This is a genomic window from Alteromonas sp. 4NH20-0104, assembly GCF_057547795.1.
Genome location: NZ_BAAJLP010000014.1, coordinates 105,400 through 132,341 on the forward strand (window position 1 = coordinate 105,400; position 26,942 = coordinate 132,341).

Below are 26,942 nucleotides of genomic sequence, written 5' to 3' on the forward strand. Positions count from 1 at the left end.
AAACAGCCTGTGAGTCGTATTAACGTGACCGGACGTTTCTTAGTAATCATTATTTGTTGGTTGGGTTTCAGTGGGCTGGCGCAAAGTCAGCAGGCCGAAACCGATGTGATTGACTGTGAGAAAGCTGAATTTGCCTATCTTGATGGCAATGCTGAGGAAGCATTGATTTATCTTAAACGATGCCGGCAACAACTCCCCGATTATCTTCCTGCGCTCACATTGCTGGGTAAAATACAGACTGAATATGGCCGCTATGCGCTGGCAGCAGATACCTTTCAGCAAGCCCTTGAGCAAGGGGCGGATGCTGAGTTATTTGCCCGGGAGTGGGCGCGCTCACTGATTGGCACTAGACAGTTTAACACGCTGGCCCGTTTTACTGGTTTTCAGGGGTTTACGCCGGTTATGCGCGCAGACTGGCTGAAACAGCGTGCCTTGGCATGCCGGGAACTAAACGAAGAAAGCTGCGCCAGAGAGAGTTATTCAGCCCTGAAGATGCTGGGTGAAGAACTGGATGCGGCGCTGGGTTTTGCCGGACTGGCTATCGAGCACAAAGCCTGGCAAGAGGCTCGCGAACAACTGGATTTGGCCACCGCTATAGATCGCAATGATGTGCGCGTACTGCTTACCTCCGGACGTTTGGCACTTTATCAGCAGCAATATGACGAGGCGCTTGAATTGGTGGATAAAGCGTCTGTCCTGGCGCCAAGGGATCCATTGGTATTGCGCACACTGGTAGACATTTATCTGGCGGCTAATCAACGCCAGGAAGCTGCCAATACGTTGGATCTTATTCTTAGCTTGTCGCCGGAAGATCCCTTCGCCATGTTGGTGCACAATAGCCTGGAGCCGAATGACAAGTACTCTGCAATACTGGCGACTTATAAGGCACGTATCGAGCAACTCAATAAAACGGCCAAAACCAACGACCACACCCTCTACTATCTGGAAGGGTTAATTGCTTATCAGTCGGGTAGTTATGAGCAGGCACTTAAGGCCTTCACTTTTCTGGTGAAAGAAAAGGCATTCTTCCCCCAGACATTAACCTTACTGGCTAAAACCCATGTGGCCTTAAAGCAGCCCGGCCAGGCGATAAGCCTGCTGGAGCCGCAGCAGGAGACGCTACTGGCCGAAGCGCCAGACTCGATGGCATTACTGATTGAACTGTTTATTGAAGACGGCAAAGTGTTTAAAGCGCTTCCGAGTTGGCGCAGTTTTGCTGAGCGCTACCCACAGCGTCTGGAAACCGGCTTGCTGGAAGTCAAAATACTGTTTGGCCGGGGCATGCATGAACGGGCGATGCAAAGACTAGAGCAATTACGGCAGACTTTTCCTGAGTCAGAGTCGGTGGCCAGGGTATCAGCCGTGGCGCTGAGTTTTGCCGGCGATTACCCTCAGGCACTGAATATTGTAGAGCGCCAATTGCAGACTTCTGCACAGGCACAGCTTTGGTATAACTTTAAAGGTACCCTCCATCTGATGTTAAATGATGCCGCTAACGCCAGGGTGTCATTTGAGAATGCCTTGCGCCTCGACAACAAAATGGTGCCGGCGCAGGCCAACCTGGCCTGGCTGGACTTTTATCAGGGGCAACAAGACACCGCGCTGGCACGAGTGGAGCAACTGGCTGCGCAATATCCTGCCCAGCTGCCATTGCAACAGATGTACGCCGGTATGTTGCTCTCGTCAGGTCAGGCAGAGCTGGCTAAAAAGCGCTATGAGATGATCTACCAGCAGGACAGTGCCGAGCGTACGGTTATTGAAAGTCTGATTGCTATCTATCAACAAGAAGGCAACACTGCAGGGTCAATTAGTATGCTGACCCGCCTGATTGAACTGGAGCACGATACGGTCAGAAACCTGCTGCGACGAGCACAGCTTTATGTGTCGCAGGACCAGTTAAACCGGGCTGATTTGGACCTTTATAAAGCACTGCCACTTAGTAACGGCAATGCTACCTTATTGCTGGGTATTGCCAATATAAGTATTCAGTCGGGCAATCATCGATTAGCGGTAAAATCGCTGCAGCAGGCCGGGCAAATTAATCCGGCGGACCCTCTACCGCCGATAAAACTCGCCGAATTATACCTGAACCAAAATCAGACTCAGGAAGCCGGGCAGGTTCTGAAAGCAGCCGCTGGTTTCACTGAGGTGGCCGAACTCTGGTTGTTAAAAGGGCGCCTGGCAGAACAGCAGGGAGAGGGTCTTAAAGCCAGTGAGCATTACCACCATGCGCTGAGGTTAAACCCGGCGTTTGAACTGGCATACGGAAAGCTCTATGGCTTAACGCGGTTTGGTATTGGCAGGGCCGAGTTTGAGAAAGCGCTTAAAAAACGCGTTGCAGAGGCGCCAGAGGAGGTTTTTAGTCGCAGCTTACTGGGCCAGTACTATTACTACGAACAGCGCTTTAAAGAAGCGGTACCCCACTATGAACGGTTATATCTGACTGCTGCTGATGAGACTACAAAAGCCGGCTATGCACGCCGTCTGGGGCAGTTGTACTTCCATTTTGCACCGCAACAGGCGATTGAGTATGTGGCAAAGGCTGAGGCTATCAATCCCGATGATCCTTTCATACTGGCGCTAAAGGGCTGGGGAGAGGTGCAAATGAATCGTAAAGAAAGCGGTCTTAAATTACTTCGCGAGGCATACACCCGTAACGGTCAGGATGCAGACACTCAGTATTTTCTGGCGTATACGCTCAGTTCGCTGGGGTTGCATGAAGAAGCCCGCAAATTTCTGACCCCGTTATTAACTAACCGGTCATCCTCATACTCGCAGGAAATTCAGCAGTTACAGCAGCAGCTCATGAGGGAACCTCAGTAGTTCACACCAATCAGTGGGCATAAACTCAGTGAGTAGCTTGTAGTAAATAGCAGACACAAAAACAACAGCAGCAAGCAAAGCTTGTGCTGTTGTTCCAATACGTAAATGAGCGTTTGGGGTGTTTTAGCTGTCTACTGAACCACAAAAGCGATAGCCTTCACCGTGAATGGTGACGATCAGCTCTTCTTCGTTTGGCTCAGATTCAAAATGCTTACGTATACGGCGAATGGTTACATCCACAGTACGGTCATTCGGACGCAATTCACGGCCTGTCATTTCCATGATCAACTGTTCGCGGGTAAGGATCTTACCTGGATTGCTTAAGAACAGGTGCAGAGCACGGAACTCACTGCGCGGCAGACGGAACTCGCTGCCACTTGGGGCAATCAGAGAGCGGCTATCGCCGTCCAGAGTCCAGCCGTTGAAGCTTACGCGGCTAGGCAAATCGTCGTCTTCGGTGCTGCTGGTGGTGCGGCTTAGCAGGTTACGGGCACGGATAGTCAGCTCACGTGGATTGAATGGCTTGGTGAGATAATCGTCAGCACCAATTTCAAGACCCAGGATACGATCCACGTCGTTGTCACGGCCGGTTAAGAATATCAGGCCGATATTCTTACGGTCGCGCACTTCGCGTGCCAGAATCAATCCATTTTTACCAGGCAGGTTAATGTCCATGATAACCAGATTGATTGTGTGATTTTCAAAAAAATCATGCATTTGTTCGCCGTTTTCGGCTTCGAAAACGTTATACCCTTCGGCTTCAAACAAACTTTTCAATGTGGTTCGGGTGACCACTTCATCTTCTACTATTAATATGTTGGGCGTCTGCATGTTCACACTCTATTTACAAAAATTAGTACTCTGTACAAAGTTTATCAGATTTTATTGTTATCGATCTTTTTATCTTGCAATTTAATTGCCACATTCGTAAAACTACGCGCATGAGCAAGTTAAGTCCAAGAAAAAATATGTTAAATAACGGTTTTATGGTTTTTTTAAGGTTACCGGGATCGTCAGCGTAAACTCCACGCCGCAACCTTCTTCGCTTTCTAACTTTATATTGCCATTAAGCGCCTGAGTTACCAAGTTAAATACCAAATGCATACCTAAACCGGAGCCCCCCTGACCACGTTTTGTTGTAACAAAGGGATCAAAAATGCGCTTCTTGATGCTAGAAGGTATACCGCTGCCATTATCCTTGTAAATTATTTTCAGTTTTTGGTCATCCGTCAACCTAGCTATGACGTCAATTTTGCCGTTTTCAACCGTTTCAAAGGCGTGGATCAGTGAATTCATGATTAAATTGATCAAAATCTGATTTAATGGCCCGGCTTTGCACATAACATTGAGGGTTTCAGAACAATCAATACTGATGGTGTGACGCACCTTTTTCAGGCGTGGTCGCATCGACATCAGGGTCTCTTCTATCAATTGCTTCACATTGACTTCCCGGGCTTCCTCACTGGACTGATCTACCGCTACCTGTTTAAAGCTCGAAATGAGCTGGGCTGCCCGGTCGAGGTTACGGTAGATAATGTTCAGGTTTTCCCGGCTCTCATTAATGAAGCGGTCCATGGCACTGGCTTTGAGCGTTTTATCTTTGAATTGCTGGTCGATAACGGCCAGGCGATCGAGCATCATAGTGGAGGCAGTTATGCCAAGGCCAATCGGCGTATTCACTTCATGCGCAACGCCCGCCACCATATCACCAAGAGAGGCCATCTTTTCGTTTTCAACCATTTGGCGCTGAAACTGATGCAGTTTTTCCAATGTTTGAATCAGTTCTGTATTGGCACTCTTAAGGGCAACGGTGCGCTGATTAACTTCTTCCTCAAGTCGGCTGTTGAGGGCTTGCAGCTCGCGCTCGGCCTGTTGCTGTTTGCTAATGTATTCTTCTACTCTCGACAGCAGAATATTAATGGAATCCAGCATATGGTCATATTCACGCACATTACTCACCGAAAATCGCAGTGAGTAGTCGCGGCTGCGAGCGACCTTCTGCAGCATCAGGTTGGTATCCTGAATGGGGGTTGCCAGCATCTGGCCATATTTGAGCGCAACCAGAAACGCGGCAATGATAATCAGCACTATTGTGGCCACTTGCACCATTCGGGTGCTTCCGATGTAGCTGAAGAACGACTCCGTAGACATCCGCACATACACATAGCCGAGTGTTTGCTGTTCAATATTCACCGGTCGAATGATTTCAATGACCTGATTATCTTCATCCAGCCGGGCGGTGAAATAGCGCGCCATGTCATTTATCCGGCTTTCTGCCGCCGTGCTGGTTGATTTGGTATACAGCGCTAGCATTTCAGGCACTTGCCCATTTCCCTGGGCACTGTATAGGTGAGCATTTAAGACATCCGGAAAACTATCGAGACCGTGGAGCATGTTGGCCAACTGATCGCTACGGGTCATTTTTTCATCTAAATCAGTTGGGGTAACGGCCATGATGGGCTGAGCGTTGCTGGCCACCATATCGGCCAGTGAACGAACGTTTTGCAACAGCTGTTCTTTTACTTCGGCATGTTGGAGGTAGTTTGTGACTAATGTGGATAGCAACATAGCACTGCCCGACACGACGATAACAAGCCATATCATGATACTTTTGATCGAAAGTCTGGCGGCCGACAGCGACATGAGAAGGTTAAACTAGCCCACAAGGATTGATTGTTTAATAGTGGCTCATAAAGGTGAAAAAATAAAGTATTGCAGAGGCTTAAAGGCGTGGTTTAGCTCATAAAGGCCCACTTTCAGGCGCCAGCGTCGGTTATTTACTTTCAGTCCACTCTGGCGCCGGGATCCTGAGTAACTGGTATAGGGCTAGCGGTGGTAAGGCGTATTCCCGGGCAATCTCGGTAAATGCGCTTTGTTGCCTGGCAACCGGCAGGTCGGTAAGATCTGATAAACAGAGGCAAACCATACCGCCTTCGTTGATCGCCAGAGAAGGCACTGCCACGCGGGCAACCCGATATAACGTGTGTGGGCAGTATGCCTGTCTTTGTGGTGCCTGAATACACTCTTCGGGTACCTCGGCCCACCCCGGTGCACTGAACGTTAAACCTAACGTTAACAGCAGTGTTACTCTGAGTATCATTAACCCATGCTCTGATACAGCGTCAGATACTGTTCAGCGGCGGCTTGCCAGGTGAAACGGGTTTGCATGCCTCGTTGTTGCATTTCCCGGAACGTCACAGGGCATTCATAATATGCTAACAGGGCCCGCCGTATGCAGCTAAGCAGGGCATCCCCGCTGGGTTGTTCGAAAACGAAGCCGGTGGCCGCATCGGGCGCATACTCAGGGTCGATCACGGTATCTTTCAGGCCGCCTACTGCGCGGACTATGGGTACCGTGCCATAGGCCAGACTGTACATCTGGTTGAGCCCGCAAGGTTCAAACTGAGAGGGCATTAAAAAGAAGTCAGCGCCGGCTTCAATCAGGTGCGCATGCTCTGTACTAAAGCCGTTAATAAAGGAAAACTGCTGGGGGTGTTGCTCGGCAAACTCACCGAGATCCTGACACACCCTTGGGTCGCCCGTGCCGATAATCACCAGTTGCAATTTGTGACGAATGAGGCGATCGAGAATGGGGATAAGATACCCAAATCCCTTTTGCTCAGTAAGACGACACACCATGCCGAATACCGGTACATTCGATTCTGTCGGTAAGCCTGATTTGCGCTGTAAGGCCTCTTTGCATTCAGCCTTACCGCTTATTTCCCCGGCGTTAAAATGGGCCGGAATATACGGATCGGTCATCGGATCCCACTGGCTGTAGTCACAGCCGTTCAGAATGCCGGATAAATCGTTGCTGCGCTGCATGAGCCGGTCGTGTAAGCCATGACTACCCAGGTCGGTGAGCAATTCAGTGGCATAGTTGGGGCTCACCGTGGTAATTTTGTCGGCGCATTCAATGGCCGATTGTAAAAAGTTGATATAGCCACCATGCACCTGCTCGAAGATGGCCGGGTGATGGCGCAGGAAGGGGATCTCTTCTATGCGATGAACGCCCTGGAATGCCGCATTATGGATGGTAAAAACCGAGCGTGTCTGATTGAAATAACCGCTACGATCGCTACGCATTAAAAAGGGTAGCATAGCCGTATGCCAGTCATGACAATGAATAACATCGGGCTGCATGCCAAGCGTTTGGATAGCGCTAAGCACGGCACCACTAAAAAAGCTGAAGCGCTCGCCATTATCGTTGTAGGCTTCATATGCACTGTTATACAGACCTTCCCGGTCGAAGTATTCGGGATAGTCAATAAAGTAAACCTCAATGCCGTTCCAGTGAAGCTGGCGAACGGCATAGTGGTAAACTTTACTTTCTGCAAACAGGGTCTGGCTGCTGCAGGCTTCCGAGAGTGAAAACTGTTCCGCAATGGCCCGGTAATAGGGCATAAATACACTTACGGTATGTTCCGGCGATTTCAGTGCCAGGGGCAAGGCTTTACCAACATCGGCAAGCCCACCGGTTTTTACCAGCTCTTCAACTTCAGAAATCGCAAAAACAATGTTCACACTACTCTCCAGCGTTTAATTTGATGCTAAGCACAAATTATCACACAAGACAGGGATTTAAACGTTAACTTTGTGCAAAATACACAGAAAATCGATTGTCCTGGGTAAGTACTGATGGACTGGAGAATTGTTCAGACAGTAATTCTGCATAGGGTAAAAAGCGATTAGCCACAAGATAGAGTTTACCCTTCGGGTGCAGGTGTTGTCGGGTTGCCTGAATAAATTCCCGGCTAATGCGATAATCTGTTTTTACGCCGGTGTGAAACGGCGGATTAGTGACTACGGTGTGGTATTTAGTGCTGACTCCCTGCAGGGTATCGGTGGCAATAAGCACTCCCTGCTGGTGGTTTTCATGCAAAGTATGCGCACTGCTCCACAGCGCCAGAGCGCTGACATCCAGTAGCTCCACACTGGCCTTGCTGCCACCGCTGAGCAGATAACTGGCGATGACGCCAGCCCCACAGGCGAAGTCCAGCAACTTACCGGATAATGAAAGGGGAAGTTTATCCAGCAGCATGGCCGTGCCGGCATCCAGTTCGCGATGACTGAATACGCCGGGTAAGGAACAAACGGTCCATTCGATGCCGTTGCGGCGGTAAGTGTCGCGACTCAGGTAATCGCTGAGGTTAAACTGAGCCGGCTCCTGATTTAAATGACAGGTTAGCCAACTGCAGTGGCGGGCAGAGTCGACTTTGTCGATATCACCAAAAGCCTGGATAGCTTTGCCTGCGCTTTTAATTCCGCCGCGATTTTCGCCAATCACATGCACCCGGTTGCCATTGCCAGCCAGGTTGGCCGCCATAGCCATTAGCATGGCCAGATGGGCTTTGGCTTTTGGCATGAAAATCAATACATCGGTGATACCGTCGATATCACCACACGTTGGCGCGAAGATATGTGAGTGATTGCCTGAGGTCGCGTTGAGTGCAAAGTTAGCCTTATTCTCAACCATATCGCGACTGTCGAAATGCGCCGCCTCCAGGCGTCGCGCGCACTGATTAAACACATCATAGTACTGGTGTAAAACGGTCAGTGTCAGATGGCTTAATGCACTGAATAAGTTGGCATCGTCGGGGTTAATGACTAACCAGTTGCCTTGTTCAAACTGGTCTTCGTTACGCAGTATCAGCTGGCTTTGGGGAGACAAACTCATGCGGTGCGCTCGTAAATCAAATCCCATACACCGTGGCCGAGTTTCTGGCCGCGCACTTCAAACTTAGTGGTAGGGCGGTAGTCGGGACGTGGTACGTAATTACCCTCAGGTGCGGTATTGGTATAGCCGTCGGCTCCATTCATGACTTCTGCCATGTGCTCGGCATAAGGTTCCCAGTCTGTGGCCATATGAAAAGTACCGCCAATCGCCAGTTTGGTGCGAACTAATTCAGCAAATTCCGCTTGCACGATACGGCGCTTGTGATGGCGCTTTTTGTGCCATGGATCCGGGAAAAACAACTGCAAACGATGCAGACTGGCATCCGGCAGCATATTTTTCAGCACTTCTACGGCATCGTGCTCCATCACCCGCAGGTTTTCAACGCCCAGTTCGCCAGCATCCGCCAGACAAGCGCCAACGCCCGGGCGATGAACTTCAATTCCGATGAAGTTGAGTTCCGGCGCTTCATGGGCCATGGTGACCAGTGATTTCCCCATCCCAAAACCAATTTCAACAACAACCGGGGCTTCACGGCCAAACACAGCAGCAAAATCAAGCGGGGCATTTTGGTACTCAATGCCCTTGGTTGGCCAGAATTCTTCCAGCGCGCGGCCCTGGGCTTTTGTTAAACGCCCTTCGCGCTTCACAAAACTCTTAACTTTACTGATATAGACGCCGGCCGCTTCGGCTTCGGCCTGAGAATTAAATTTTGCCATGATAGTCTGTCACCTGTTAATTGCCGCGGCATTATCCACGACGCGTACAAAATTGCAACGGTCTGGCGTTCAGCCTTAAATGGTTGCGCAATTGCATGCTGCGATGGCCGCAGCTTGTATGATAGCTTAAACCGAAGCTAAGCAAATGGAATATAACAGAATGCCAGCCAACTATTGCCCCAAATGCGGTCAGCGTACATTCGTCAGTCAGGACAATAACTGTTACCAGTGCAGTCAGTGCCAGTTTGAAGTGTTTCGTAATGTGGCTGCCGCGGTAGGCGTGATTCTGGTGTATCAGCAACACGTGTTGCTGGTAAAACGCAGTAAAGCCCCGGCCGCCGGCGAGTGGGATTTACCCGGCGGGTTTGTAAACCCTGATGAGTCGGCTGAGCAGGCGCTGCGTAGGGAATGCCGCGAAGAGATTGGCATTGAACCTGATGAGCCATTGCAATATCTGGGCGCCTGGCCAAATCAATACCCGTATAAAACACTGGTATACCCGACCATGGATATCTTTTTCGCTGCCGAGCTACATAACAAGCCTGCCTGCGAAGTGGATAACAGTGAGGTGAGTGGCTTTAGCTGGCGGCCCTTATCTGACTGTGCGGAGCTTGAACTGGCATTTCCCTCCGCACAGCTGGCTCTCAAGCGTTACCTTAGCTTAAGCCAATAGCTCGTTTAGCAGCGCTGCCACACTCGCCGGTTGTTCTAACATCATCATATGACCGCAGTTTTCAACTGGATGGAGTTGGGCCCCCTTTATTTTTTGCTGAGCGGTTTGCATGGCCGAAAACGGCGCAACGGCGTCCTCACGGGCGGCAATCAGGTTCACCGGACAGTTGAGCTGACCGAGCTTCGCGGTGAGGTCTTTTCTGGGGGTGGTACTTTGCACATGCGCCCGTAATGTCGCCGTGCCTAAATCGCTGGCCATATCGGTGAGTATTGGCAGTATGTCGTCACTGTGTTCAGGTAGCATCATATTGGCCAGATAAGCTTTAGCCGTGACATCCACTTTGCCGCCTTTTAATTGCTCCAGCAAGGTTTTACGCCGTTTTAGCTCTCGTTCCGATAAACCGGTAGGGGCGTAGCCCATCAGCGTTAGCGTAGCGACTTTATCCGGATGGGTAAGCGCCCACAGGGCAGCGATATAGGCCCCCATGGAATAACCAATCAGGTGGTTTTTACCGTCCGGGTCGGTGCGGTCGCTGGTGAGCGCTAACATTTCTTCTAAACTATTTGCCCATTGCAGCGGTACATAAGCACGGGCAGACAGACTGAGTTGCTTCCAGACGGGCAGCCACACACGCTCATCACATAGGGTACCGGGTAAAAAAACGTATCGCATGAAACGCTCCTGGGAAAAAGTTGGTCAGAGCCTATCAGGCTCTACGGGATTGGTGCAATCACTGTTACACTGCGCCGCAGTAATTGGGAGTAAAAAGTCGTGAATTCATTTTCTACACGGGTATTAAACTGGTTTGACGAACATGGTCGTAAGCATCTGCCCTGGCAACATGCCATTTCTGCTTACCGGGTATGGGTGTCTGAGATCATGCTGCAACAAACTCAGGTGACCACGGTGATCCCGTATTTTGAGCGCTTTATGGCGCGTTTCCCCACCGTGATAGAGTTGGCCGAAGCGCCCCAGGATGATGTTCTTCATCTGTGGACGGGCCTGGGGTATTACGCCAGAGCGCGTAACCTTCACAAAGCCGCGCAGCAGATTGCCACACAATATAACGGCGAGTTTCCACCCACTCTGGATGAGGTCATAGCCCTGCCGGGGATTGGACGCTCCACTGCCGGTGCGATTTTATCCATCGCCTGCGGCCAGTCACACCCTATTCTCGACGGCAACGTTAAGCGCGTACTGGCTCGTTATTATGCCGTAGAGGGCTGGCCGGGTAAGCGACCGGTGGAAGAACAGCTCTGGCAATATGCTACCCAAAATACCCCGGACAAGCGCACCAACCATTACACCCAGGCCATGATGGATTTAGGCGCGATGATTTGTACCCGGAGCAAACCGGCCTGCGATCGCTGCCCGTTGCAAAGCGACTGCATTGCCTATGCGCAGGGTAATCAGACTGACTACCCGGGCAAAAAGCCGAAAAAGACTCTACCGGTTAAAAGTACCGTGATGTGGATACCGTTTTACCAGGGCAGTGTATTGCTCAGGCAACGCCCGGCAACAGGTATCTGGGGCGGACTCTGGAGTTTTATTGAAAGTGAGCAAAGTGAAACCGTGCCGACAGACGTCGCGCAGTTTATTGGTGGCGACTATGACGAACAGGTGCTCACGCCATTCAGACACACTTTTAGCCATTACCATTTAGATATCCAGCCTAAGCTGCTACATTGCCAGTCTTTGAGTGCGCTTATTGCAGAGTCGGGACACAGTTGGGTGTCGCTGTATAAGCCGCTGGAACTTGGTGTTCCGACACCGGTAAAAAGACTTCTAACCGAGCTGACGAAACAGTTATAATTACAACAAATTACTGCGGAGAACTACAATGCCCAGAACGGTACATTGCGTGCATTACGATAAAGAAGCTGATGGACTGGATTTTCAGCTTTACCCGGGCGAACTGGGTAAACGCATTTTCGATAGTATTTCGAAAGAAGCCTGGGCCGAGTGGCAGAAAAAACAAACCATGCTGATTAACGAAAAAAAGCTCAATATGATGGAGCCAACGGATCGCAAATTCCTCGAAGAACAGATGGAAGCGTTTCTTTTTGAAGGCAAAGAACCCACCATTGAAGGCTATGTGCCGCCTAAAAAGCCGTGATTTTGCACAGATTGCGCAAAGAACACGCAGTTGATTAAAATAATCAAAAAAGGGGTTGACTTAAAAGCGCGAAACTCGTTAAATACGCACCCACAGCAGCACGGCACCAGCCGAAATTGCTAATCAGTTTCGCCTCGATAGCTCAGTTGGTAGAGCAGCGGATTGAAAAGTGTGAGCTTTATCAATCGATTTTACCAAGATGATCTGTTAGGATAAGAGATATAAAGTTAGTAAGCACTTCGATTTAGCTTGCAAAGTTTTGCAAAGAAAAATTAAAGCTTACACTGCACAGTTTTATGTGCCTCGATAGCTCAGTTGGTAGAGCAGCGGATTGAAAATCCGCGTGTCCCTGGTTCGATCCCGGGTCGAGGCACCACTTATCAAGAAGCCCTGATCAGAAATGGTCGGGGCTTTTTTGTTATATTTGCGCTTTGTGTATGGTTAGACGTAGCGGATTTACATCCACTGATAACAATACTGTACCGGATCGAGTTCGGCCTCTGGTACCATTCTTTGCAAGAAAATTTAGCAACTAAACCGACCTTTGAGTCGGTTCTTTTGTATCTTTTATTTACTATTCTCGTGTTAAAAGATGATTCACACAAGAAAGTGAATTAATTTTCTGAGTATTGAATTATCCAGTCTTCTAACAAGTTAAATGGTACTGGATATCTGTAGTAACGGCATGCTGATAAAACAATATGGGGGTGCCCTTCTTTTACTGCGGATAGCTCCCAATACTGATTAGACTCTTTACACTCTTTTCCTATATGGGTTAGAACTTCTTCAGGGGTCAACGGAAATCCTGTTGTAGCTAGTCCATGAGACTTTGAGTTTGCGTACATGTGCTCTTCCGAAGTTTTATTTGGATACCAATATTGCAAAGTACAACTTGGTAAATGTTCGTCAACTATTTCTTTAATTACACTAGATAACTTTGTTGCCCTATAAAGAGAGCAATACGTAGCCAGTAACGGAAATAAAATACTGCCTCTCGTTACTTTTTCCTTATAACTATCATCCTTGTCTTTGGTGTTTTTATGCATCAACAATTCTTGGAATTTTTCTAACGTTGTTGGGTACATTGAATTTGTAATAAAGGCAAATTCGACTCTATTGACTATTGCTTCTAGCCAACTAACTACAAACTCGTCATTTCGAGAATCTAACGAGAAAAGATAAAGAGCTAACCCTAAATCGATTGCCTGAGAATCTTTAAACGGAGAATGCAAAACGGGATTATTTTTGATGAGTTTTTTCATTGTTACTGTTAACTCATCCAACTTATTTTCCTGAATGCTGTGATACTCTGCGTCTTTTAGCTCATTATCCTCTATATTTAACTCTCGCAACTCTTCGGACATCCAGAGTCCCCGAAGTGCAACTCTACCCATTACATCAAATAATTTTAAGTTAATATCAATACCTGATGGAGAGGATACGGCTGTGGATGCAGCATGTAGATGTTCTGCAACAGGTCCAATAACAATGTTTACATATTCATCTGAGATCAGATGGTAAGTAGACAGCAAACCCTTGAAAGCAGTTTTTGATTTCCTATCTTGGCAAGTTTTTGCTTTATCCCATAAATGAAGAATCGAGTATTCAGCTGACAAATATGCTGATTCAAGATTTCCTTCATCTCTACACCACGAATATAAGATCCATAAACAAATATGAACTCGTAAAATTGCGTTAAATACACCTTTTGTATCCTCGGTGCTTTCGATAATTGAATGGACAAGAAGACGAAAGTTGTGATGAGAGGCTTCAGGCTCATCTAATAATGCTAGCGATTTACGAAGCATGGATTGCCAGTTCTTAGGCAGTAACTCTTCCTTAAGCAAATACTCTAAAATCAAGTCCGATAATTTATCGCCATTCCATTCTTCAAACGATATATTGTCTTCTGTATTTCTTCGCAAATATCCTGACACATCTTGTCTTATTCCAGAATGAACATCCCCACCAAAGCATAAACAAATAACAATTGGTTTATCCGCATGTTCAGGAGGTATACGAGCTGGGATAAATGAATCTTGAATTTCCTCAAGGGACGGACGAAGTGCTTGATCTGTGTTTCCTCTCCATGTACTTCTTGTTAAATTACCGGACTTGACAGAAAACAAATAAACCTTTTCCGCATCACCTCTTATACTCCCTACAGCTGCGACATCTACACCATACTCTTTGACTCCGCGCGTAGGAGAAATAAAGACGTTCATTCCCATTTCGCTAAGAAGATCTGGTAATACTACGTCTAATTCACTTCTTTCTTTCAGTGAGGCAAGGTATTGTTTTAGTATCAATTTCATTGAGTATGCCCCTCAGTTCGCAGGAATCTCAGCTCTAGCTCAAAACCTTCGGGGTCTAATATGTGAAGTTTAGGCATTTCTACAGAGTGCGATATCGATTGCATCTGTACTTCTGAGCGGTGATGCTCTCCAGTTTCGTCAGATACATAAAAAGCAGAACTATTACCATATAGTAAATGCTGCACTGTACATAATTGCTCAAAGATTGATTTCGGAGCTTCGTCCTTTGCTTTCTGCATACTGTTATTAAATTCATTCCAATAAGCAACAGTATTATTTTGCGGTGCATTCAATTCTTTACATTCACGAGCATGCTGTAAATTGGTCGAATATTCTTCATACATTTGAATCAGCTTCAAGCAGACTTCCGAATATTCGTCAACAGAGCTTTTCTCTTTTAAATATCGACCAAGTTCACCAGGGTAACTCAGTAAGAGCGGATCAAATATAAGTTTAATAATTTGTGATTGGCTTGATGTTGGGAGCTTCAAATATATTGACAGTAATAAACTAGCGGCTGAGACTGGTCTAGCAAAAAGCCAACCAGCTCCTTTTTTAGCCAAAAATATAAGTTCCTGAACTTCATAATCAACTTCTTTATTAGGTAAATTGATTTCGATTTTAGCTTCATCTCCAACAACAGACTCTAGAATATCTTCTGCGGCTCTACAAAGCTTAGTATTTCTAGAAGATAGCCAAGATACTATAGTGTGATCTCTATATAGGCGGTATTTAGTTAGCAGTTCACTTGTAAAATAATCAAACGCGTTAATACTATTCGATTGGGGTTCCGACAGTAATGATGTCAACAATTGGTCGATGATTGTTACCTGATTAGCCTCTAAAAGATCGACCAAAATATAATCTATTTGGTCCAAGACAGGTTGACAATCAGGAGTGCATTGTTGCAAATGATTGATAAATAATTCAAATATTTCCTGTGAATTTGTATTCGGCTCAATCCTAGCTAGATTTGACGCTTGGAATAACACCTCAGGTTCATTATTCTTCAACAGTGTTGCAAGTAACTTGAGCGTTGCTGACGAATCAGTGAATATTTTATTACCTACTTTTAAACAGGCTCGCAGCAATCTACCTTTAACTACCTCATCATTTTCCTTATCAACTAGCGTTGATAACATATCCCAAATTGTTGATTGCCATTCCCCACTTAAGAAATTTGCTCTTTCGATAGCCATGACACATTGCGCTCTTACCGTAGATTGGCTATGAGTAGTAAGAACTATAAGGTTATCAATAAACCATTTTGGGTCTTGCTTTCCACCGGAAACCAATACATTGTTCAGAAAATTATGGCTGCACTCAGGTTCTTGAATGATTAGAAGTAATAGATCTTTTGGGTATTCCGGTCTCTGTTCACAGTATTTCTCTAATGCGCTAAACACCCCATTTAGCCCAGCATTGCTTCCTGCCTCAACCAATAAATTGTTTAGACATTCTAATAACTTCGATGGTGCAACTTGAATTTTGGGCAGCACATCTACAAAAACTTGGCAAACCGCCCAAAAGTTATACTCATTTGATTTTGCTGTGGCACCCGAAAACAATGAGAAGATATCAATGGTAGTATTAAGCTCCACGAGAACGTCTGGCAAAATATAGTTCTCTTTTCGAGCTGAGCGAACATATATATCACCAATTAATTTTAATGCAGAATCACTTTGATATGCTTCTAGAAGCTCGGTTCGTATATCCAGGTGCACAATACTCTCCTTAGTACTTCAATCATTTATTGGGTATTTTCAGATAAATGCAAGATCAACTTTTAATACCATTAAAAAAATCCCTTCAGTTAAACTTTCGGAGAGATTGAACAAAACAAGGTTGTTTGTGAATGCCAAGAAACAAAACCACCTTTATTGACCTGCTGGTAGAGTTACCATGGTGGGTATCTGTACTGGTATCCGCAACGGCCTATGTGATGATGGCCCATGTGTTGCCATCCATTCAAACCGATAACAAAATCACCGCCATGGTGTTTAAAGCCTTTTTGATCCCTGCCCCTTATATTGCGGGCATGATATTGCTTGCCGCCCCCTTTGCGTTTTTAAATGCTCGACGTAAGGCAATACAACTGGATGCCCAACGTAATATTAAAACCGTGCGTAATTTGCACTGGCGTAACTTTGAAGAGTTGGTGGCCGAAGCCTATCGCAGGAAGGGCTACCGGGTAACTGAGGGCGGTTATGGTGCCGACGGCGGAATTGATTTAGAACTTAGAAAGGACGGCCAGCTTACCTTGGTACAATGCAAACAGTGGAAAACACAAAAGGTCGGCGTAAATGTGGTGCGGGAAATGTTTGGTGTGCTGACTGCACGTCAGGCCAACCACTTTATTATCATCAGTTCTGGCACCTATACTCAGCAAGCTATCGACTTTGCGGCAGGCAAACCTATCGAGCTTATTGATGGTACAAAACTATTGGCACTTGTAAACCATGTTCAGATTTCACCTCAGGTCACTATTGAAAAAACCAAGGTATGCCCAAAATGTTCTGGTGAGTTAGTAGAAAGAACGGCGAAACGCGGCCCTAATGCCGGTAAAACGTTTTTGGGGTGTTCTAACTTTCCTAAATGCCGTTACACCGAATAAGTAAGGATAGAGATGAAAGACTTGGATGTTCATAAGAAAGTGGCCGTACTAATTGATGCGGATAATGCACAATTAGCCAAGCTATCGCCCATATTGGATGAGATATCGGCGCACGGTCATGTTCTGATAAAACGAGCTTACGGTGATTGGTCTGCCGACACCTTAAAGAACTGGAAGAAGCCGCTCAATGAATTGGCGATCCAGCCAATTCAACAGTTCGCTTATACCACCGGTAAGAACTCCACCGATGCATCGATGATTATTGATGCCATGGACTTACTGTATTCCGACCGTATTGATGCCTTTGCATTGGTTTCCAGTGATAGTGATTTTACCAAGCTTGCTTCACGGTTAAGAGAGTCTGAAAAGTTTGTGTTTGGTGTGGGAGAAAAGAAAACACCGGTATCGTTTCGCAACGCCTGTGATGATTTCATCTTCACGGAAAACTTAGGTGCTGAGCCGGTATCGAATACCGATACACCAAAGGCGGATAACGCTATTTCCACCAATGGCGCAGAAGAATTGATCCCTGCCCTCTTAAAGGCATGGGAGCTGTACCAGAATGATGATGGTTGGGTTGATGCGGGATCGGCTGGTAGTTTCCTTAAACGAGCCAAACCAGATTTTGATCCTCGTACTTATGGTTCGGCCAAGTTTACTGGCGTGGTTGCAGGATTATCTTCCATATTTGAAATGACTAAACAGAAAGGCAAAGGAACGACACAGATGATCTTATATCGTCCCAAGATTGCAACGCCTTAATCAAGATTCCAAGGCGGTAGCTCGTCTACGGCTTTAGATCGCCGCTTTGTTTTTGTTTTTGTTTTGGATTGCCGCCGTTGATAATCATCAAACGCTTCCCGTGCTTCAATTTCAGTGCGGTATCGGCAAAATAGAGGGCAAGAATATTTTTTAGTTTGCGCCTCTACATCTTCCCATTTGTAGTAAACCCCAGGTTTCGTTCCTTCAAAAACAACGTAGTATCGGCGTTTAGAATGTACCTTTGGTTGGGAAGTGGACAACATGTCTCTGGCCATATTAATCTCCTGTAAATAATGGCGTTAATTCTTAATTACGCTTTACAGTTTTTGAATTGGCAGGTTCAGTCGCTGGCGATTTGAAAAGTAAAAACGTTTAACGCTTGCCAGTAATGCAGAAAGTTACCTTCCCATATCTGGTAGATATCCAGAGCAACTTCAATCGGAAACAGGCCGTGCAGGTTTTGAAATACACCGGCCTGAAAATCAAAATCGAGATCTTTTGCCAGCTCTGCAAAAGGACCAATGCCGACATAAGTGAAATCAGTGATATAGCAAAATTGCCATGTATCCCCGTGCTTCTCTAGTCGCATTTCGACGGGATGAAAACCACCGTTTTCTGCTGAGTAATTGGGGTCGCGAAAGTTAATGGTGATGCTATCGCCTGTTATTTGGTGTTGAGTTACCAATTCGGCAATGGCATTGGTGAATCGTTTGGATACCGGCAGTGCTAGCTCTTTGTATTGAATGTTCATGATATTGGTCTTTTTAATGGATTGTGAGAAAAGACCTGTAAGTACTTATCCTGCTGAGAATACTAATTTAATGACATACACATATAAGGAATTCAGGTATGTCACTTCAACTAAACTTCTCAAATATCACCACGCCACTTGATAGCCGCTTTACGCAGTTTCTGTCTGCACTATTCCGGCAAGAATGCGCGGATGATGCCAAACACATGGAACTGGTTTTTCAGTTTCCAGACCTTGAGGATGGCATTAGCGATATTTTCCTACTCCATACACGCGCAGCCGAAGGCTCAACACACCTGATTGATAAACTCTATTCCATTAGAGAAACCAAGCAGGAACGTTTTGTCTGGGCCTATATCGGTAGCGGTAGTTATTTAGGATCACCACTCATTGTGCACCATTGCGAAGAGCCCAAGTCTATGGATGAGGTATTGCGCTATTGGCAAAGCAAAATGCTAACAGACATCAACAATCAAAACATTGATATCAACGTTAACCTTGCGGCGATAGAGGAAGCGAATAAAGTTGCTTTGCATCTCGTTGGTTAAGGTACTTACAGGTTACTAACGGCAGGTCTGTGGGGCATGGATAAGGTCACGCCACAGACCTGGTTTACTTATGCCTTTTTGCTCGCATCTGGTTTAGTTGGAGCTTTCTTTGCTGTCGGTGGTGCCAGTAAAAAAGTATCCAGTTCACCTTTCTCGGTAGCTTTGATGATGGTGTCGATGAGCTCAGGAAGCTTGGCTTTATCACCAACATCGATGGCATGTTTATCCTTTTGCAATTCAATGGATTTGTTGTTCACCTTTATTTCAAGATAATAGTGGCCGTCGCTGTCGTAATACCACGGCCTAACGGTAACTTGGCGGCGTTGCTTTTTGCGCTCTCCGGTAACAGGGTCTTTAACCATCTTTTCGCGGTACGCCTCAAACGGACGCTTTTCTATCATGCAAGTTGCCAGCTCTTGTTGCTGCTCCAGCTTCTCGATTAGCTTCATGCGTTTACCGATGACCGGAGGTTTAGGCTCAATTTTAGGACGAGCGATGACCTTGAGCGTACTCAATACAGATGTAGTCATAATGTTTACCTTTTAGGTTAGTGAGGGCGGATAAAGCCCATTGGGGTTTGTGGTTGTTTACGTTGGTTTTCCTCTGCCAACAGCGTGATAGCAGAGAGTCGGTGGTTCTGTTTTGGTCTAAATTGTTTGCGCCTTGCCAGTATGGCGAAGTCACCTGGCGTTAGTTGTTTTAATGTGGATAAGCGTTGCTGCTCTTCCAAATTCAACCGTTTGATACCAAGTACTTGCCGGTATAAGGCACAGACTTGTTCCGGTTTCAGGTAAGTGCATTCGAGCTTAAAGTCGAAGCGGCGAAGTACTGCTTTATCCAACCGGCTATCAAAGTTGGTGGCTGCAAAAAGCGGTTGCGTAAAACACTCAATTTGCGTCAGAAATTCGTTCACTAATTGCAGCTCATAGTGCGCCGTTAATGCCTCTCGACTGACCAATAAGCTATCGACCTCATCAAGCAAAATGACCTTTTCTTCAACGTGTGCGCGGTGAAAGAGTTCTGCTACGTTCTGTTCGCTTTCGCCTACCCATTTGCTGAGTACATCGGAACACTTCACACGAATAAGGTCGCGCTGATTGGTTTCGGTGAGGTAATGTGCAAAAGCGGTTTTACCGGTGCCGGGTGGTCCGGATAACAATACGCGAGCAGGTTTGTTGTGTTTTAGTGCGAAACTGACTTCATCCAGATAACTTGCGGGTTGCTTCAGATTAAGCAGTGATGCATCAAAATCTAACTCACCTTGATACTGTGCTTTGCTGTCCCACAGTCCAGATGCGTGTAATGTGCTTTCAATAACGTCATGTATCGTATTCTCAGCGTCTATACGCGCTATATTCAGTGTTTTCGCGACATGTGTCGCATTCGCTATCAGTGCTGGTGAAACATTGTCGATACGCGTTATATTGCGCTTAAAACGCTCTGAAAGACCCAGGCCTTTAAAATGGCGTTTGCATACATGCTGAATATCTTCCGGCCTAGGTGATGGTACCTCAGTGACCAACTTAAACCGGCGAATGAAACTTGGCTCCAAGCACTGCACATGGTTGGTGATCCAGATACACGGTATGGCGTTGTGCTCAATAAACCGCTGCAAGTACTCCTTGCTGTAGTGATTATCAGCTAACTCAAAGAGATGTTCACATTCATCAATCAATAGCACCGCATTACTCGGTGCGCTGAGTAAGGCATTGAGTAACGATAAATGCCGTAGACTGTCTTTACAGGGATAGCGTGAATCCAATGCCTCATCAGGATTTTGCTTTACCATGCCTGTCGAGCGGACCTCATAGAGCGTACAGTTACAATACTTGGCTAAGCTTCGTGCTAGCTCGGTTTTACCAGAGCCTGATACACCATGTAGCAAAATACTGGTGCCGACTAGGGATTTATTCATTGCCGATGACAGGTAATCACCTAATAGCGCAGTGTTCACCTGCGGAAAATCATCGAGTGTGAACAGCGCTCTTTCACTGGGTTGCAATAATGGTTCGATTAACTGCTCTCTTGAATGCAATTTGTTTGTAAGCAGGTTAAGCAACATTGGTTGCGGTAATTCACTGCCATCGATAACACCGAAGTCTTTGTCATTCAGCAAACCAAACTGCATTAAACTTTCAGCAATAGCATTGAAATCCGATACCTTGAGGCCAGTCATATCCAACAATATGCTGTTTAATCCGGTATAGCTGTCTTGGATATCCAGCATGTTCACCACACTTTGAAACCACGGGTTTGCCTGACATAGCAATGCAAACTGAATCAGTTTGTCTGCACCTCTCGGCAAGTTGAGAAGCTTGCGGATAAAGGTGCAGTTATCACTGAATACCTTGGTGGTTTTTGGATGCCGGTCGTCAATGCTCAACAAGGCAACGAGTGCCTTTTTAGTAAGTTTCGACGCCGATTTGGACGTGGGTTGTCCTCGTAAATAGGTTAAGACCTCTGGATTGATAAAATCATCATCAATACCTACCGCATAACCTAAAAGCCGCTTAACCCACTGGCAGGTCAGATATTGCAACAAGTGAGGATTGTTTAATTGCCGTTTCAACATACGATGCCTCACTTCTGCTTATAGCTGAGTTGTGACGCTGCCTTTTGCATGACTTGTTGGTCGCGCTTGTCATACATTATGGTGGTGGCAATATCGGCATGACCTGCCATCTGGCGTACCGTATTTAAATCGACGTTCTGCTCCAGTAACCGTGTGATAAAAGTTCGGCGCAAATCATGGGGTGACACACCGTCTACGCCAATGGCGGCAAGTGATTTACGGATAAGCGAATAGATAAAGCTCGACGATAATTTACTGTCATGCTGGATATGACCACCCCGCACAATACGCACAAAAAGGTAACCCTCACCATCTCCGCGTACCTTAAGCCAATCCAGCAAACCCTTTGCAGTCCATTCAGGTAGGTATACCGTTCTACTTTTATTCCCTTTGCCTTTTTCGATATGTAACGTATTCGTTTCTGCCGAAAAGTCACAGAATCGAAGCGCCACCAATTCACTTCGGCGCAATCCTGAACCAAGTAAAATAGTCACAATTGCTGCGTTTCGTTTGCCGGTAGCTGACTTATCAGTATTCAGGTGTTTGAATAGTTTATTGACCTGCTGAGCCGTTAACGGTGTGCCTTTGTGGCTACCGTGTTTAACCTTTGTGATAGCTTGCAGTTGTATTACCTGTGCCTCTGGCACAATACCTGTCATGACTGCCACTTTCACGATATTGCGAATGGCTGTCATCGCACGGTTAATTGAGCGAGCTGACCAACCTTTTGTTAACAGCATCGCCTTGATATGGCTGGCCTGTTGATAGTCAATATGATGAAACCTTTCTTGCCGTTCGTGTTCAGGCCAATCAAGCATGGCTGCAATACTGTTAAGCTGTGAGGCAATGGAACGCTGACTATTAGGCGCAAGACGCCCCATATACAGCGTGTAAGGACATGCTGCATCCATTGAATTGCTCCGAATTTATATGATTTTTGATAAAAATGAGGGATTTGCTTGGATAAGCTATTTACAAGCTAACAGAGGATTTAAGGCAGGAAAACGGCTGTTTTGTACCGAGATAGACAAGATGTCTGGTAGGTTGTGGAGCCCTAATTGAATAGCCCCACAACATCTAAGTCAGTTTTAAGAGTGCTCAACTTCAGGATAAACTAGCTCTCCTTTGGTTAACGAGTTCAGAGTTGCGGATTTTTCAATTACTTCCTCTTTTGCAAGGTCTAAGTAACAGGCTAAAAAAGGAGAATCGGTTGGTAGTAAAAACTGTGCAATATTTACAATTTTTTGAACTGTTTCTAAATCATAATTCTCTATAAGATTAGCCATTCGTTGTATGCTTGCTAAATCGACGCTATAGGGAGATATATCACAATAAATGGCAAGCAGCCCCTGTGCTTCAGACAGTTTAACCAAGCGTTTTAATGTTTCTTCATCGAATACATGCCCCAGGTCATTAAGAGATAGACTCTTATCGTTTTTATCTCCATTTGTGAAAGTGTATCTGAGGGAGGTAAGAAATACCTTGGTAGCACTTTCAACCAAACATTCTATAGGGTTGTTTTTAAATTCTGGGCAAACGGGGGCCGGAATTCCTTTTAGCCACGCCAAAATGTCATTGTCATATCTATTGAATACTCTCATAAGTAAGTACCTCAAACATTTTTAAAATTACAACATGAGTAGAAAGCTAAATCTACTCGTTCATGGTGTGGCGCCACGAAGTACATATTGGCATATATTTTATATAAAACAATTCCTTAGAGTTAACTTGGTGACAGGGCTGAGGTAAGTAAATTTCAGTCCTGAGTTATCGCGAATTGCCGTTTCAGGACTACCTCTTATGGGTTTGATTTTCTGCCTTTTTAAATTGATTTAGGAGGGAGGCCAGTAGAGTTTTATGTCGTTTGCTAATTTTCGGTAAGGATACTCTTAGCGTATTCCTAATAAGGGCTTGTAATAAAATCCGATTATCACCTACCGTTAACGCTGATAATATCTTTGGATATTTGTGAATCGCTAATTTTAATGCCAAAGGCTCTGGTAGTTGAGTAAAAATCTCAGGTGAGATGAAATCAACAGCATGCATTGCGAACGGCGCATCAGATAGAGCGTTGTATTTTAGTGGCTCATCACCAGCTGTATAGCGCCATTTACTTTCGTAGCGAGTTGCTACAACAATGCTGTTGAGCAATTCGGATTGATTCTTTTCATTCACTTTTTTCTTGCGGAGATTAGAGATGAATTTACATACCGGGCTGTAGAGGACATCTGAATCTTCACCTAAATTTTTCTTTCTCAAGTAGTAGATTGACTCGGTTGGAATGTTGTCTGTTAATGTAGTTTTAGGATATGTCTGAAATGACGAGGATTCAGCATCAATGTTTAGCATAAAGCTTGGTATTCCGTGCCATTGGCTACCTATATCGTGACATAGTAGAATCGACTCATCTATTGCTTTTCTTGCTTCATCATCAAATGCTTCAAATAGCCATTTCATAACTCTGTAAACATGGTTTAACCGCACTAGATTAGGACAAAAAGAGATGCGGCAATGCTGGTAAATACTATTCTTGAATTGAGGTATGTTTACAAATGAAAGTGTGAATACCTGGTGCTTTTTTCTCGATATTTCAAAGTTGTACCTGTAATGCTTGAACGCGCCATTTGAGTCTCTATAGCTGTTAACCTCATTCACTGCCCAACCATCAAGCATTACTTTAGATTCTAGTTCTTTGGCAATCTTGGTTGCACGCGTTTTACTGATGTTGAATGACGCTGCATAATTGTCGTGGTCTAGTTCAAACAATCGATCGCCATCTATATATCGATAAAACATATCAACCTGATGCCGAATGAATGACGGATCTGTCACCAAGCTATTTAATATAGTCAGCCTTTGTTTATAGTCTTGTGAGAGGTAAAAGTCATGCAAGGCATTGGAGTGTGATTTACCTATGCTGATACTAGAGTTATTTCGTGTGATTAGCTTACACCTATTGATTTGATGTATGTACTTATTGATTGTTCTAGTTGTCTTATTAGTTAATGTATTAGATGTATTACTGTTAGACACGTGACCTCCGTTTTTCAGCTCTCAATCAAAAATTATGATTTCCTCCTGTAGATTTACAGTTTTTTATTTATAGCTTTGTAAGCGATGAATGTGCCGTTTTCCTGAGTTGAAAAACGTTTCTGTTGAAACAGATAATTCATCATTGGACTAACAATTTTATCACTGCAATAAAGGATTTTTGTTGTTAGTGATTACTAACATTTTTCTCGCCGCTACCATTTTTTAAATATCAGGACTACCATTTGGTTGCTTTTATATCCTAAATTGGATATGGTTTGAAAAACTCAGGACTACTTGTTTGGTGATTTGGATGAGCGGAAAGCGTAGTAAAAATAGTGACTACTGGTACAAGAATGGTGACAACCTTCTTAAGCATTGTGGTAAAGGTCATCGAGTATTTGTGAATAATCCTGTCGCACAGGATATTAAGAAAGAGGTACAGAGCTCTCTGGCTACCCTTAATAAGTTGAACGATTTCGAGAAAAGCAAGTACAAGGCGTTAAGCGACTACCTATTGTCCTTTGATGATGACAAATGCGAAAAAACGGCAAAGGATGCAGCGGAGACTTTATTACCGATTTTAAAAGCTGCCTATGAAAACGAGGCGAGTTCTACACTAACGACTTTTGTTACTAAGCTTTTAAACGAATTGCGAAATCGGTTTGAGTCGAGTGATTGGGATGCATGGGTAAAGCGTGTATCACAGAAAGAAAAGGATAGTAAGAGAACTAGAGTTACCATCGAACGAGAAGTGATGGACTTTCTAGATGAAAGGCAAGCGTTTTTTGGCGAGAAAACACGTCAAAGCTTCTTAGATAAACTTGGAGACGAATACGAAATTTGTAGTGCTTCAGAAGTTCGAAAAATGAATTTCATGATCAGAAGCTTGAAAAAGTCGAGGACACACTATCGGAATATATTAAACGAGCTAGAAGAGCTCGGTATGCTGGATTCAACAACAAGGCTTCTTTTGGTAAATGGTATTAAGGTTCAAAAGGGGCAGAAATATGAGCTCGGTGAGACGACCCCGGTTGAGGATGGAAAGGATAAAATTGTTAAACAGCTCAAACCGATAGAAAACGGGGTAGACAAATCTTCTATCTCTTCTAAAAGGTTGAAAAAAAAGAAACAACAAAGCTAGTATGAGAAGGGCGGTATTGTTCAATTTCGGGTTTGTCTAGTTCAGGCTGGCGAGTAAATGTTATTGAAGTCCAGCCTGCCTACCTTATCAAGGATAGACAGGCCACAATTGAAATACCCTTCTAAAGGTTAGGAATATTTTGAGGTTAATTTGATTGAAGTATCAACTTTTCGTATCAGTCTTCTTAATGGTTCGCAGTCTACATAAGCGTTATCTAACAGTTCCTTAAGATTTTGCAGCAAGGTTATAACGCCGTCTAGTGACCTAGCTTTTAAAACAAATGAATCATTTTTAGCTATATCACCATAATAGAATAGCCCATATTTATTAGTTACTTCACGATTGTATTCAGAAAAAAACCAGTCTTCTAGTTTGCTCTTTATCGAAGACAACCGAGAGTTTACGCCATAAGGCGTGACCTGAGAACGTTGCACAGCAATTATCAATCTTGCGGCAAGGAGGTGAGATTCGATCGGCATTACAGCATTCGGGCGTCGATTATTATCTGCGGCATCCCAATATCTCATTGGCACCGTTTTACTACTTGGCTCTCGGTGAATAGTTCCTTTTGCTATGGCCCTTTTTTTGTCTTGGGGTGTGATTGCTTGAGGACTTAAAAATATGTCGTGACCAAAAGATGATTCACCGTTCCAATTTTCTGTGGTGATAGGGGAGGGTATCTTGTCAATTTTTTCCATCAAGCTTGTAAAGTCATATCCAGTAGTTGCATCAGTGGCGATAAACATCTGGGATTCACCTGGATAGTACATTCCTTGCCATTTGGAAGCCTGCAAATGCCAACTATGCTTATCTGCCCATTCAGCTCTTTCGCCTGTAATCACAGGACCGAGGTATGGTTCATCTACTAAGATAAACTGACCTGAATCTGGATCTTCCCAATTTGTTGCATGGTCAGTTTGAGGTAACTTGTTATTTGGGTCTCTATTGGGGTAAGCGGCTTCGTAGTCGTTAGTAGGTTTCAAGCCGGTTGCTTCCATAAACCTTAATTCCCTCACAGCTTTGCAAATGGAATCCCTGGCTGTCTCTTGTGAGCGGATAACTTGGTCATGAACGAAATGATCTAGTGAGGCCAATCTGAACCAACTTAGCCCATTAGCTTTCTTCATGTCACTTTTTGTGGCTATTTCTAACAAAGGTTTGGGAAGTTTAATTTCAAGTACTTCCCTTCCAAACGTTCGGC

25 protein-coding genes and 1 tRNA gene are annotated in these 26,942 nt (G+C 45.2%); 9 read left to right on the forward strand and 17 right to left on the reverse strand.

Going from position 1 to position 26,942, the window contains the following annotated elements:
* Positions 1-9: 9 nt before the first annotated feature.
* Complete coding sequence (locus AC27IB_RS11835; RefSeq protein WP_487121064.1) at positions 10-2,823, forward strand: tetratricopeptide repeat protein; 2,814 nt, start codon at positions 10-12, stop codon at positions 2,821-2,823.
* Between the two features lie 123 nt (positions 2,824-2,946).
* Here AC27IB_RS11835 and arcA read toward each other — a convergent pair whose 3' ends face one another.
* The 6 genes from arcA to trmB form a co-directional block, all read right to left on the reverse strand.
* Entirely contained in the window at positions 2,947-3,654 is a 708-nt protein-coding gene (arcA, locus tag AC27IB_RS11840; protein ID WP_487121066.1) for a two-component system response regulator ArcA, read from the reverse strand.
* Positions 3,655-3,807: 153 nt separating this feature from the next.
* Positions 3,808-5,391 carry a sensor histidine kinase gene (locus AC27IB_RS11845; protein ID WP_487121068.1) on the reverse strand — a complete coding sequence of 528 codons (1,584 nt, stop codon included), beginning with the start codon at positions 5,389-5,391 and terminating at the stop codon, positions 3,808-3,810.
* Between the two features lie 205 nt (positions 5,392-5,596).
* Entirely contained in the window at positions 5,597-5,923 is a 327-nt protein-coding gene (locus tag AC27IB_RS11850; RefSeq protein ID WP_296053333.1) for a hypothetical protein, read from the reverse strand.
* Positions 5,923-7,347 carry a glycogen synthase GlgA gene (glgA, locus tag AC27IB_RS11855; protein WP_487121070.1) on the reverse strand — a complete coding sequence of 475 codons (1,425 nt, stop codon included), beginning with the start codon at positions 7,345-7,347 and terminating at the stop codon, positions 5,923-5,925. The genes AC27IB_RS11850 and glgA overlap by 1 nt, the downstream gene beginning before the upstream one ends.
* A 64-nt stretch (positions 7,348-7,411) precedes the next feature.
* Positions 7,412-8,500, reverse strand: a complete 1,089-nt coding sequence (locus tag AC27IB_RS11860; protein ID WP_487121072.1) for a methyltransferase — start codon at positions 8,498-8,500, stop codon at positions 7,412-7,414.
* Positions 8,497-9,216 carry a tRNA (guanosine(46)-N7)-methyltransferase TrmB gene (gene trmB / locus AC27IB_RS11865; protein ID WP_296053440.1) on the reverse strand — a complete coding sequence of 240 codons (720 nt, stop codon included), beginning with the start codon at positions 9,214-9,216 and terminating at the stop codon, positions 8,497-8,499. Before trmB ends, AC27IB_RS11860 begins: the two co-directional genes overlap by 4 nt.
* Before the next feature lie 145 nt (positions 9,217-9,361).
* Here trmB and AC27IB_RS11870 point away from each other — a divergent pair, with 145 nt between their 5' ends.
* A complete protein-coding gene (locus AC27IB_RS11870; RefSeq protein WP_296053438.1) occupies positions 9,362-9,889 on the forward strand; it encodes an NUDIX hydrolase in 528 nt (175 codons plus the stop codon).
* On the opposite strand, the gene AC27IB_RS11875 is transcribed toward AC27IB_RS11870, so the two are convergent.
* Positions 9,878-10,561 (reverse strand): alpha/beta fold hydrolase, encoded by a 684-nt coding sequence (locus tag AC27IB_RS11875; protein ID WP_296053435.1) that lies wholly within the window; start codon positions 10,559-10,561, stop codon positions 9,878-9,880. The two genes, AC27IB_RS11870 and AC27IB_RS11875, sit on opposite strands and share 12 nt — an antisense overlap.
* A 99-nt stretch (positions 10,562-10,660) precedes the next feature.
* On the opposite strand from AC27IB_RS11875, the gene mutY reads away from it, so the two are divergent.
* The 3 genes from mutY (at position 10,661) to AC27IB_RS11890 (ending at position 12,381) form a co-directional block, all read left to right on the forward strand.
* Complete coding sequence (gene mutY / locus AC27IB_RS11880) at positions 10,661-11,701, forward strand: A/G-specific adenine glycosylase (protein WP_487121075.1); 1,041 nt, start codon at positions 10,661-10,663, stop codon at positions 11,699-11,701.
* Between the two features lie 28 nt (positions 11,702-11,729).
* Positions 11,730-12,005, forward strand: coding sequence for an oxidative damage protection protein (locus AC27IB_RS11885; protein WP_487121077.1), 276 nt, complete (start codon positions 11,730-11,732; stop codon positions 12,003-12,005).
* A gap of 300 nt (positions 12,006-12,305) precedes the next feature.
* A tRNA-Phe gene (locus tag AC27IB_RS11890) sits at positions 12,306-12,381 on the forward strand.
* Between the two features lie 238 nt (positions 12,382-12,619).
* Here the strand turns inward: AC27IB_RS11890 and AC27IB_RS11895 are convergent.
* Both AC27IB_RS11895 and AC27IB_RS11900 read right to left on the reverse strand, forming a co-directional pair.
* The gene (locus tag AC27IB_RS11895) at positions 12,620-14,320 is read right to left on the reverse strand and encodes a hypothetical protein (RefSeq protein WP_487121079.1); all 1,701 of its coding nucleotides are present in this window, start codon (positions 14,318-14,320) and stop codon (positions 12,620-12,622) included.
* Entirely contained in the window at positions 14,317-16,044 is a 1,728-nt protein-coding gene (locus AC27IB_RS11900) for a hypothetical protein (protein ID WP_487121081.1), read from the reverse strand. The genes AC27IB_RS11895 and AC27IB_RS11900 overlap by 4 nt, the downstream gene beginning before the upstream one ends.
* Positions 16,045-16,175: 131 nt before the next feature.
* Here AC27IB_RS11900 and AC27IB_RS11905 point away from each other — a divergent pair, with 131 nt between their 5' ends.
* A complete protein-coding gene (locus AC27IB_RS11905; RefSeq protein WP_296053725.1) occupies positions 16,176-16,934 on the forward strand; it encodes a DUF2034 domain-containing protein in 759 nt (252 codons plus the stop codon).
* Positions 16,935-16,946: 12 nt separating this feature from the next.
* The gene (locus AC27IB_RS11910; protein WP_296053724.1) at positions 16,947-17,696 is read left to right on the forward strand and encodes an NYN domain-containing protein; all 750 of its coding nucleotides are present in this window, start codon (positions 16,947-16,949) and stop codon (positions 17,694-17,696) included.
* Here the strand turns inward: AC27IB_RS11910 and AC27IB_RS11915 are convergent.
* A complete protein-coding gene (locus AC27IB_RS11915; protein WP_296049079.1) occupies positions 17,693-17,971 on the reverse strand; it encodes an RNase H1/viroplasmin domain-containing protein in 279 nt (92 codons plus the stop codon). The genes AC27IB_RS11910 and AC27IB_RS11915 overlap by 4 nt on opposite strands.
* Before the next feature lie 65 nt (positions 17,972-18,036).
* The gene (locus tag AC27IB_RS11920; protein ID WP_487121084.1) at positions 18,037-18,447 is read right to left on the reverse strand and encodes a DUF2787 family protein; all 411 of its coding nucleotides are present in this window, start codon (positions 18,445-18,447) and stop codon (positions 18,037-18,039) included.
* A 98-nt stretch (positions 18,448-18,545) separates the two neighbouring features.
* On the opposite strand from AC27IB_RS11920, the gene AC27IB_RS11925 reads away from it, so the two are divergent.
* Complete coding sequence (locus AC27IB_RS11925; RefSeq protein WP_487121086.1) at positions 18,546-18,995, forward strand: hypothetical protein; 450 nt, start codon at positions 18,546-18,548, stop codon at positions 18,993-18,995.
* A 68-nt stretch (positions 18,996-19,063) separates the two neighbouring features.
* Here AC27IB_RS11925 and AC27IB_RS11930 read toward each other — a convergent pair whose 3' ends face one another.
* The 5 genes from AC27IB_RS11930 to AC27IB_RS11950 all read right to left on the reverse strand — a co-directional run bounded on the left by AC27IB_RS11930 (position 19,064) and on the right by AC27IB_RS11950 (position 24,600).
* Positions 19,064-19,525 (reverse strand): DUF6641 family protein, encoded by a 462-nt coding sequence (locus tag AC27IB_RS11930; RefSeq protein ID WP_039219058.1) that lies wholly within the window; start codon positions 19,523-19,525, stop codon positions 19,064-19,066.
* 17 nt (positions 19,526-19,542) lie between these two features.
* On the reverse strand, positions 19,543-21,567 hold the full coding sequence (locus AC27IB_RS11935) for an AAA family ATPase (protein ID WP_487121088.1): 2,025 nt from the start codon (positions 21,565-21,567) through the stop codon (positions 19,543-19,545).
* Between the two features lie 8 nt (positions 21,568-21,575).
* Positions 21,576-22,478 carry a tyrosine-type recombinase/integrase gene (locus AC27IB_RS11940; RefSeq protein ID WP_163088579.1) on the reverse strand — a complete coding sequence of 301 codons (903 nt, stop codon included), beginning with the start codon at positions 22,476-22,478 and terminating at the stop codon, positions 21,576-21,578.
* 177 nt (positions 22,479-22,655) lie between these two features.
* On the reverse strand, positions 22,656-23,168 hold the full coding sequence (locus tag AC27IB_RS11945; protein WP_163088582.1) for a hypothetical protein: 513 nt from the start codon (positions 23,166-23,168) through the stop codon (positions 22,656-22,658).
* A 190-nt stretch (positions 23,169-23,358) separates the two neighbouring features.
* A complete protein-coding gene (locus AC27IB_RS11950) occupies positions 23,359-24,600 on the reverse strand; it encodes a hypothetical protein (protein WP_487121091.1) in 1,242 nt (413 codons plus the stop codon).
* A 298-nt stretch (positions 24,601-24,898) separates the two neighbouring features.
* Between AC27IB_RS11950 and AC27IB_RS11955 the strand changes: the two genes are divergently transcribed.
* Positions 24,899-25,741, forward strand: a complete 843-nt coding sequence (locus AC27IB_RS11955; protein WP_487121093.1) for a hypothetical protein — start codon at positions 24,899-24,901, stop codon at positions 25,739-25,741.
* Positions 25,742-25,869: 128 nt separating this feature from the next.
* On the opposite strand, the gene AC27IB_RS11960 is transcribed toward AC27IB_RS11955, so the two are convergent.
* A partial coding sequence (locus tag AC27IB_RS11960) for a DUF5623 domain-containing protein (RefSeq protein ID WP_487121095.1) occupies positions 25,870-26,942 on the reverse strand: 1,073 nt, incomplete at its 5' end.

Excerpts from the sequence above, each read along its gene's own strand:
- arcA (WP_487121066.1), bottom strand. The coding sequence starts at position 3,654 with ATGCAGACGCCCAACATATTAATAGTAGAAGATGAAGTGGTCACCCGA.
- AC27IB_RS11845 (WP_487121068.1), bottom strand. The coding sequence starts at position 5,391 with ATGTTGCTATCCACATTAGTCACAAACTACCTCCAACATGCCGAAGTA.
- AC27IB_RS11850 (WP_296053333.1), bottom strand. The coding sequence starts at position 5,923 with ATGATACTCAGAGTAACACTGCTGTTAACGTTAGGTTTAACGTTCAGT.
- AC27IB_RS11860 (WP_487121072.1), bottom strand. The coding sequence starts at position 8,500 with ATGAGTTTGTCTCCCCAAAGCCAGCTGATACTGCGTAACGAAGACCAG.
- trmB (WP_296053440.1), bottom strand. The coding sequence starts at position 9,216 with ATGGCAAAATTTAATTCTCAGGCCGAAGCCGAAGCGGCCGGCGTCTAT.
- AC27IB_RS11870 (WP_296053438.1), top strand. The coding sequence starts at position 9,362 with ATGGAATATAACAGAATGCCAGCCAACTATTGCCCCAAATGCGGTCAG.
- AC27IB_RS11875 (WP_296053435.1), bottom strand. The coding sequence starts at position 10,561 with ATGCGATACGTTTTTTTACCCGGTACCCTATGTGATGAGCGTGTGTGG.
- AC27IB_RS11885 (WP_487121077.1), top strand. The coding sequence starts at position 11,730 with ATGCCCAGAACGGTACATTGCGTGCATTACGATAAAGAAGCTGATGGA.
- AC27IB_RS11895 (WP_487121079.1), bottom strand. The coding sequence starts at position 14,320 with ATGAAATTGATACTAAAACAATACCTTGCCTCACTGAAAGAAAGAAGT.
- AC27IB_RS11905 (WP_296053725.1), top strand. The coding sequence starts at position 16,176 with ATGCCAAGAAACAAAACCACCTTTATTGACCTGCTGGTAGAGTTACCA.
- AC27IB_RS11910 (WP_296053724.1), top strand. The coding sequence starts at position 16,947 with ATGAAAGACTTGGATGTTCATAAGAAAGTGGCCGTACTAATTGATGCG.
- AC27IB_RS11915 (WP_296049079.1), bottom strand. The coding sequence starts at position 17,971 with ATGGCCAGAGACATGTTGTCCACTTCCCAACCAAAGGTACATTCTAAA.
- AC27IB_RS11920 (WP_487121084.1), bottom strand. The coding sequence starts at position 18,447 with ATGAACATTCAATACAAAGAGCTAGCACTGCCGGTATCCAAACGATTC.
- AC27IB_RS11925 (WP_487121086.1), top strand. The coding sequence starts at position 18,546 with ATGTCACTTCAACTAAACTTCTCAAATATCACCACGCCACTTGATAGC.
- AC27IB_RS11930 (WP_039219058.1), bottom strand. The coding sequence starts at position 19,525 with ATGACTACATCTGTATTGAGTACGCTCAAGGTCATCGCTCGTCCTAAA.
- AC27IB_RS11935 (WP_487121088.1), bottom strand. The coding sequence starts at position 21,567 with ATGTTGAAACGGCAATTAAACAATCCTCACTTGTTGCAATATCTGACC.
- AC27IB_RS11940 (WP_163088579.1), bottom strand. The coding sequence starts at position 22,478 with ATGGATGCAGCATGTCCTTACACGCTGTATATGGGGCGTCTTGCGCCT.
- AC27IB_RS11945 (WP_163088582.1), bottom strand. The coding sequence starts at position 23,168 with ATGAGAGTATTCAATAGATATGACAATGACATTTTGGCGTGGCTAAAA.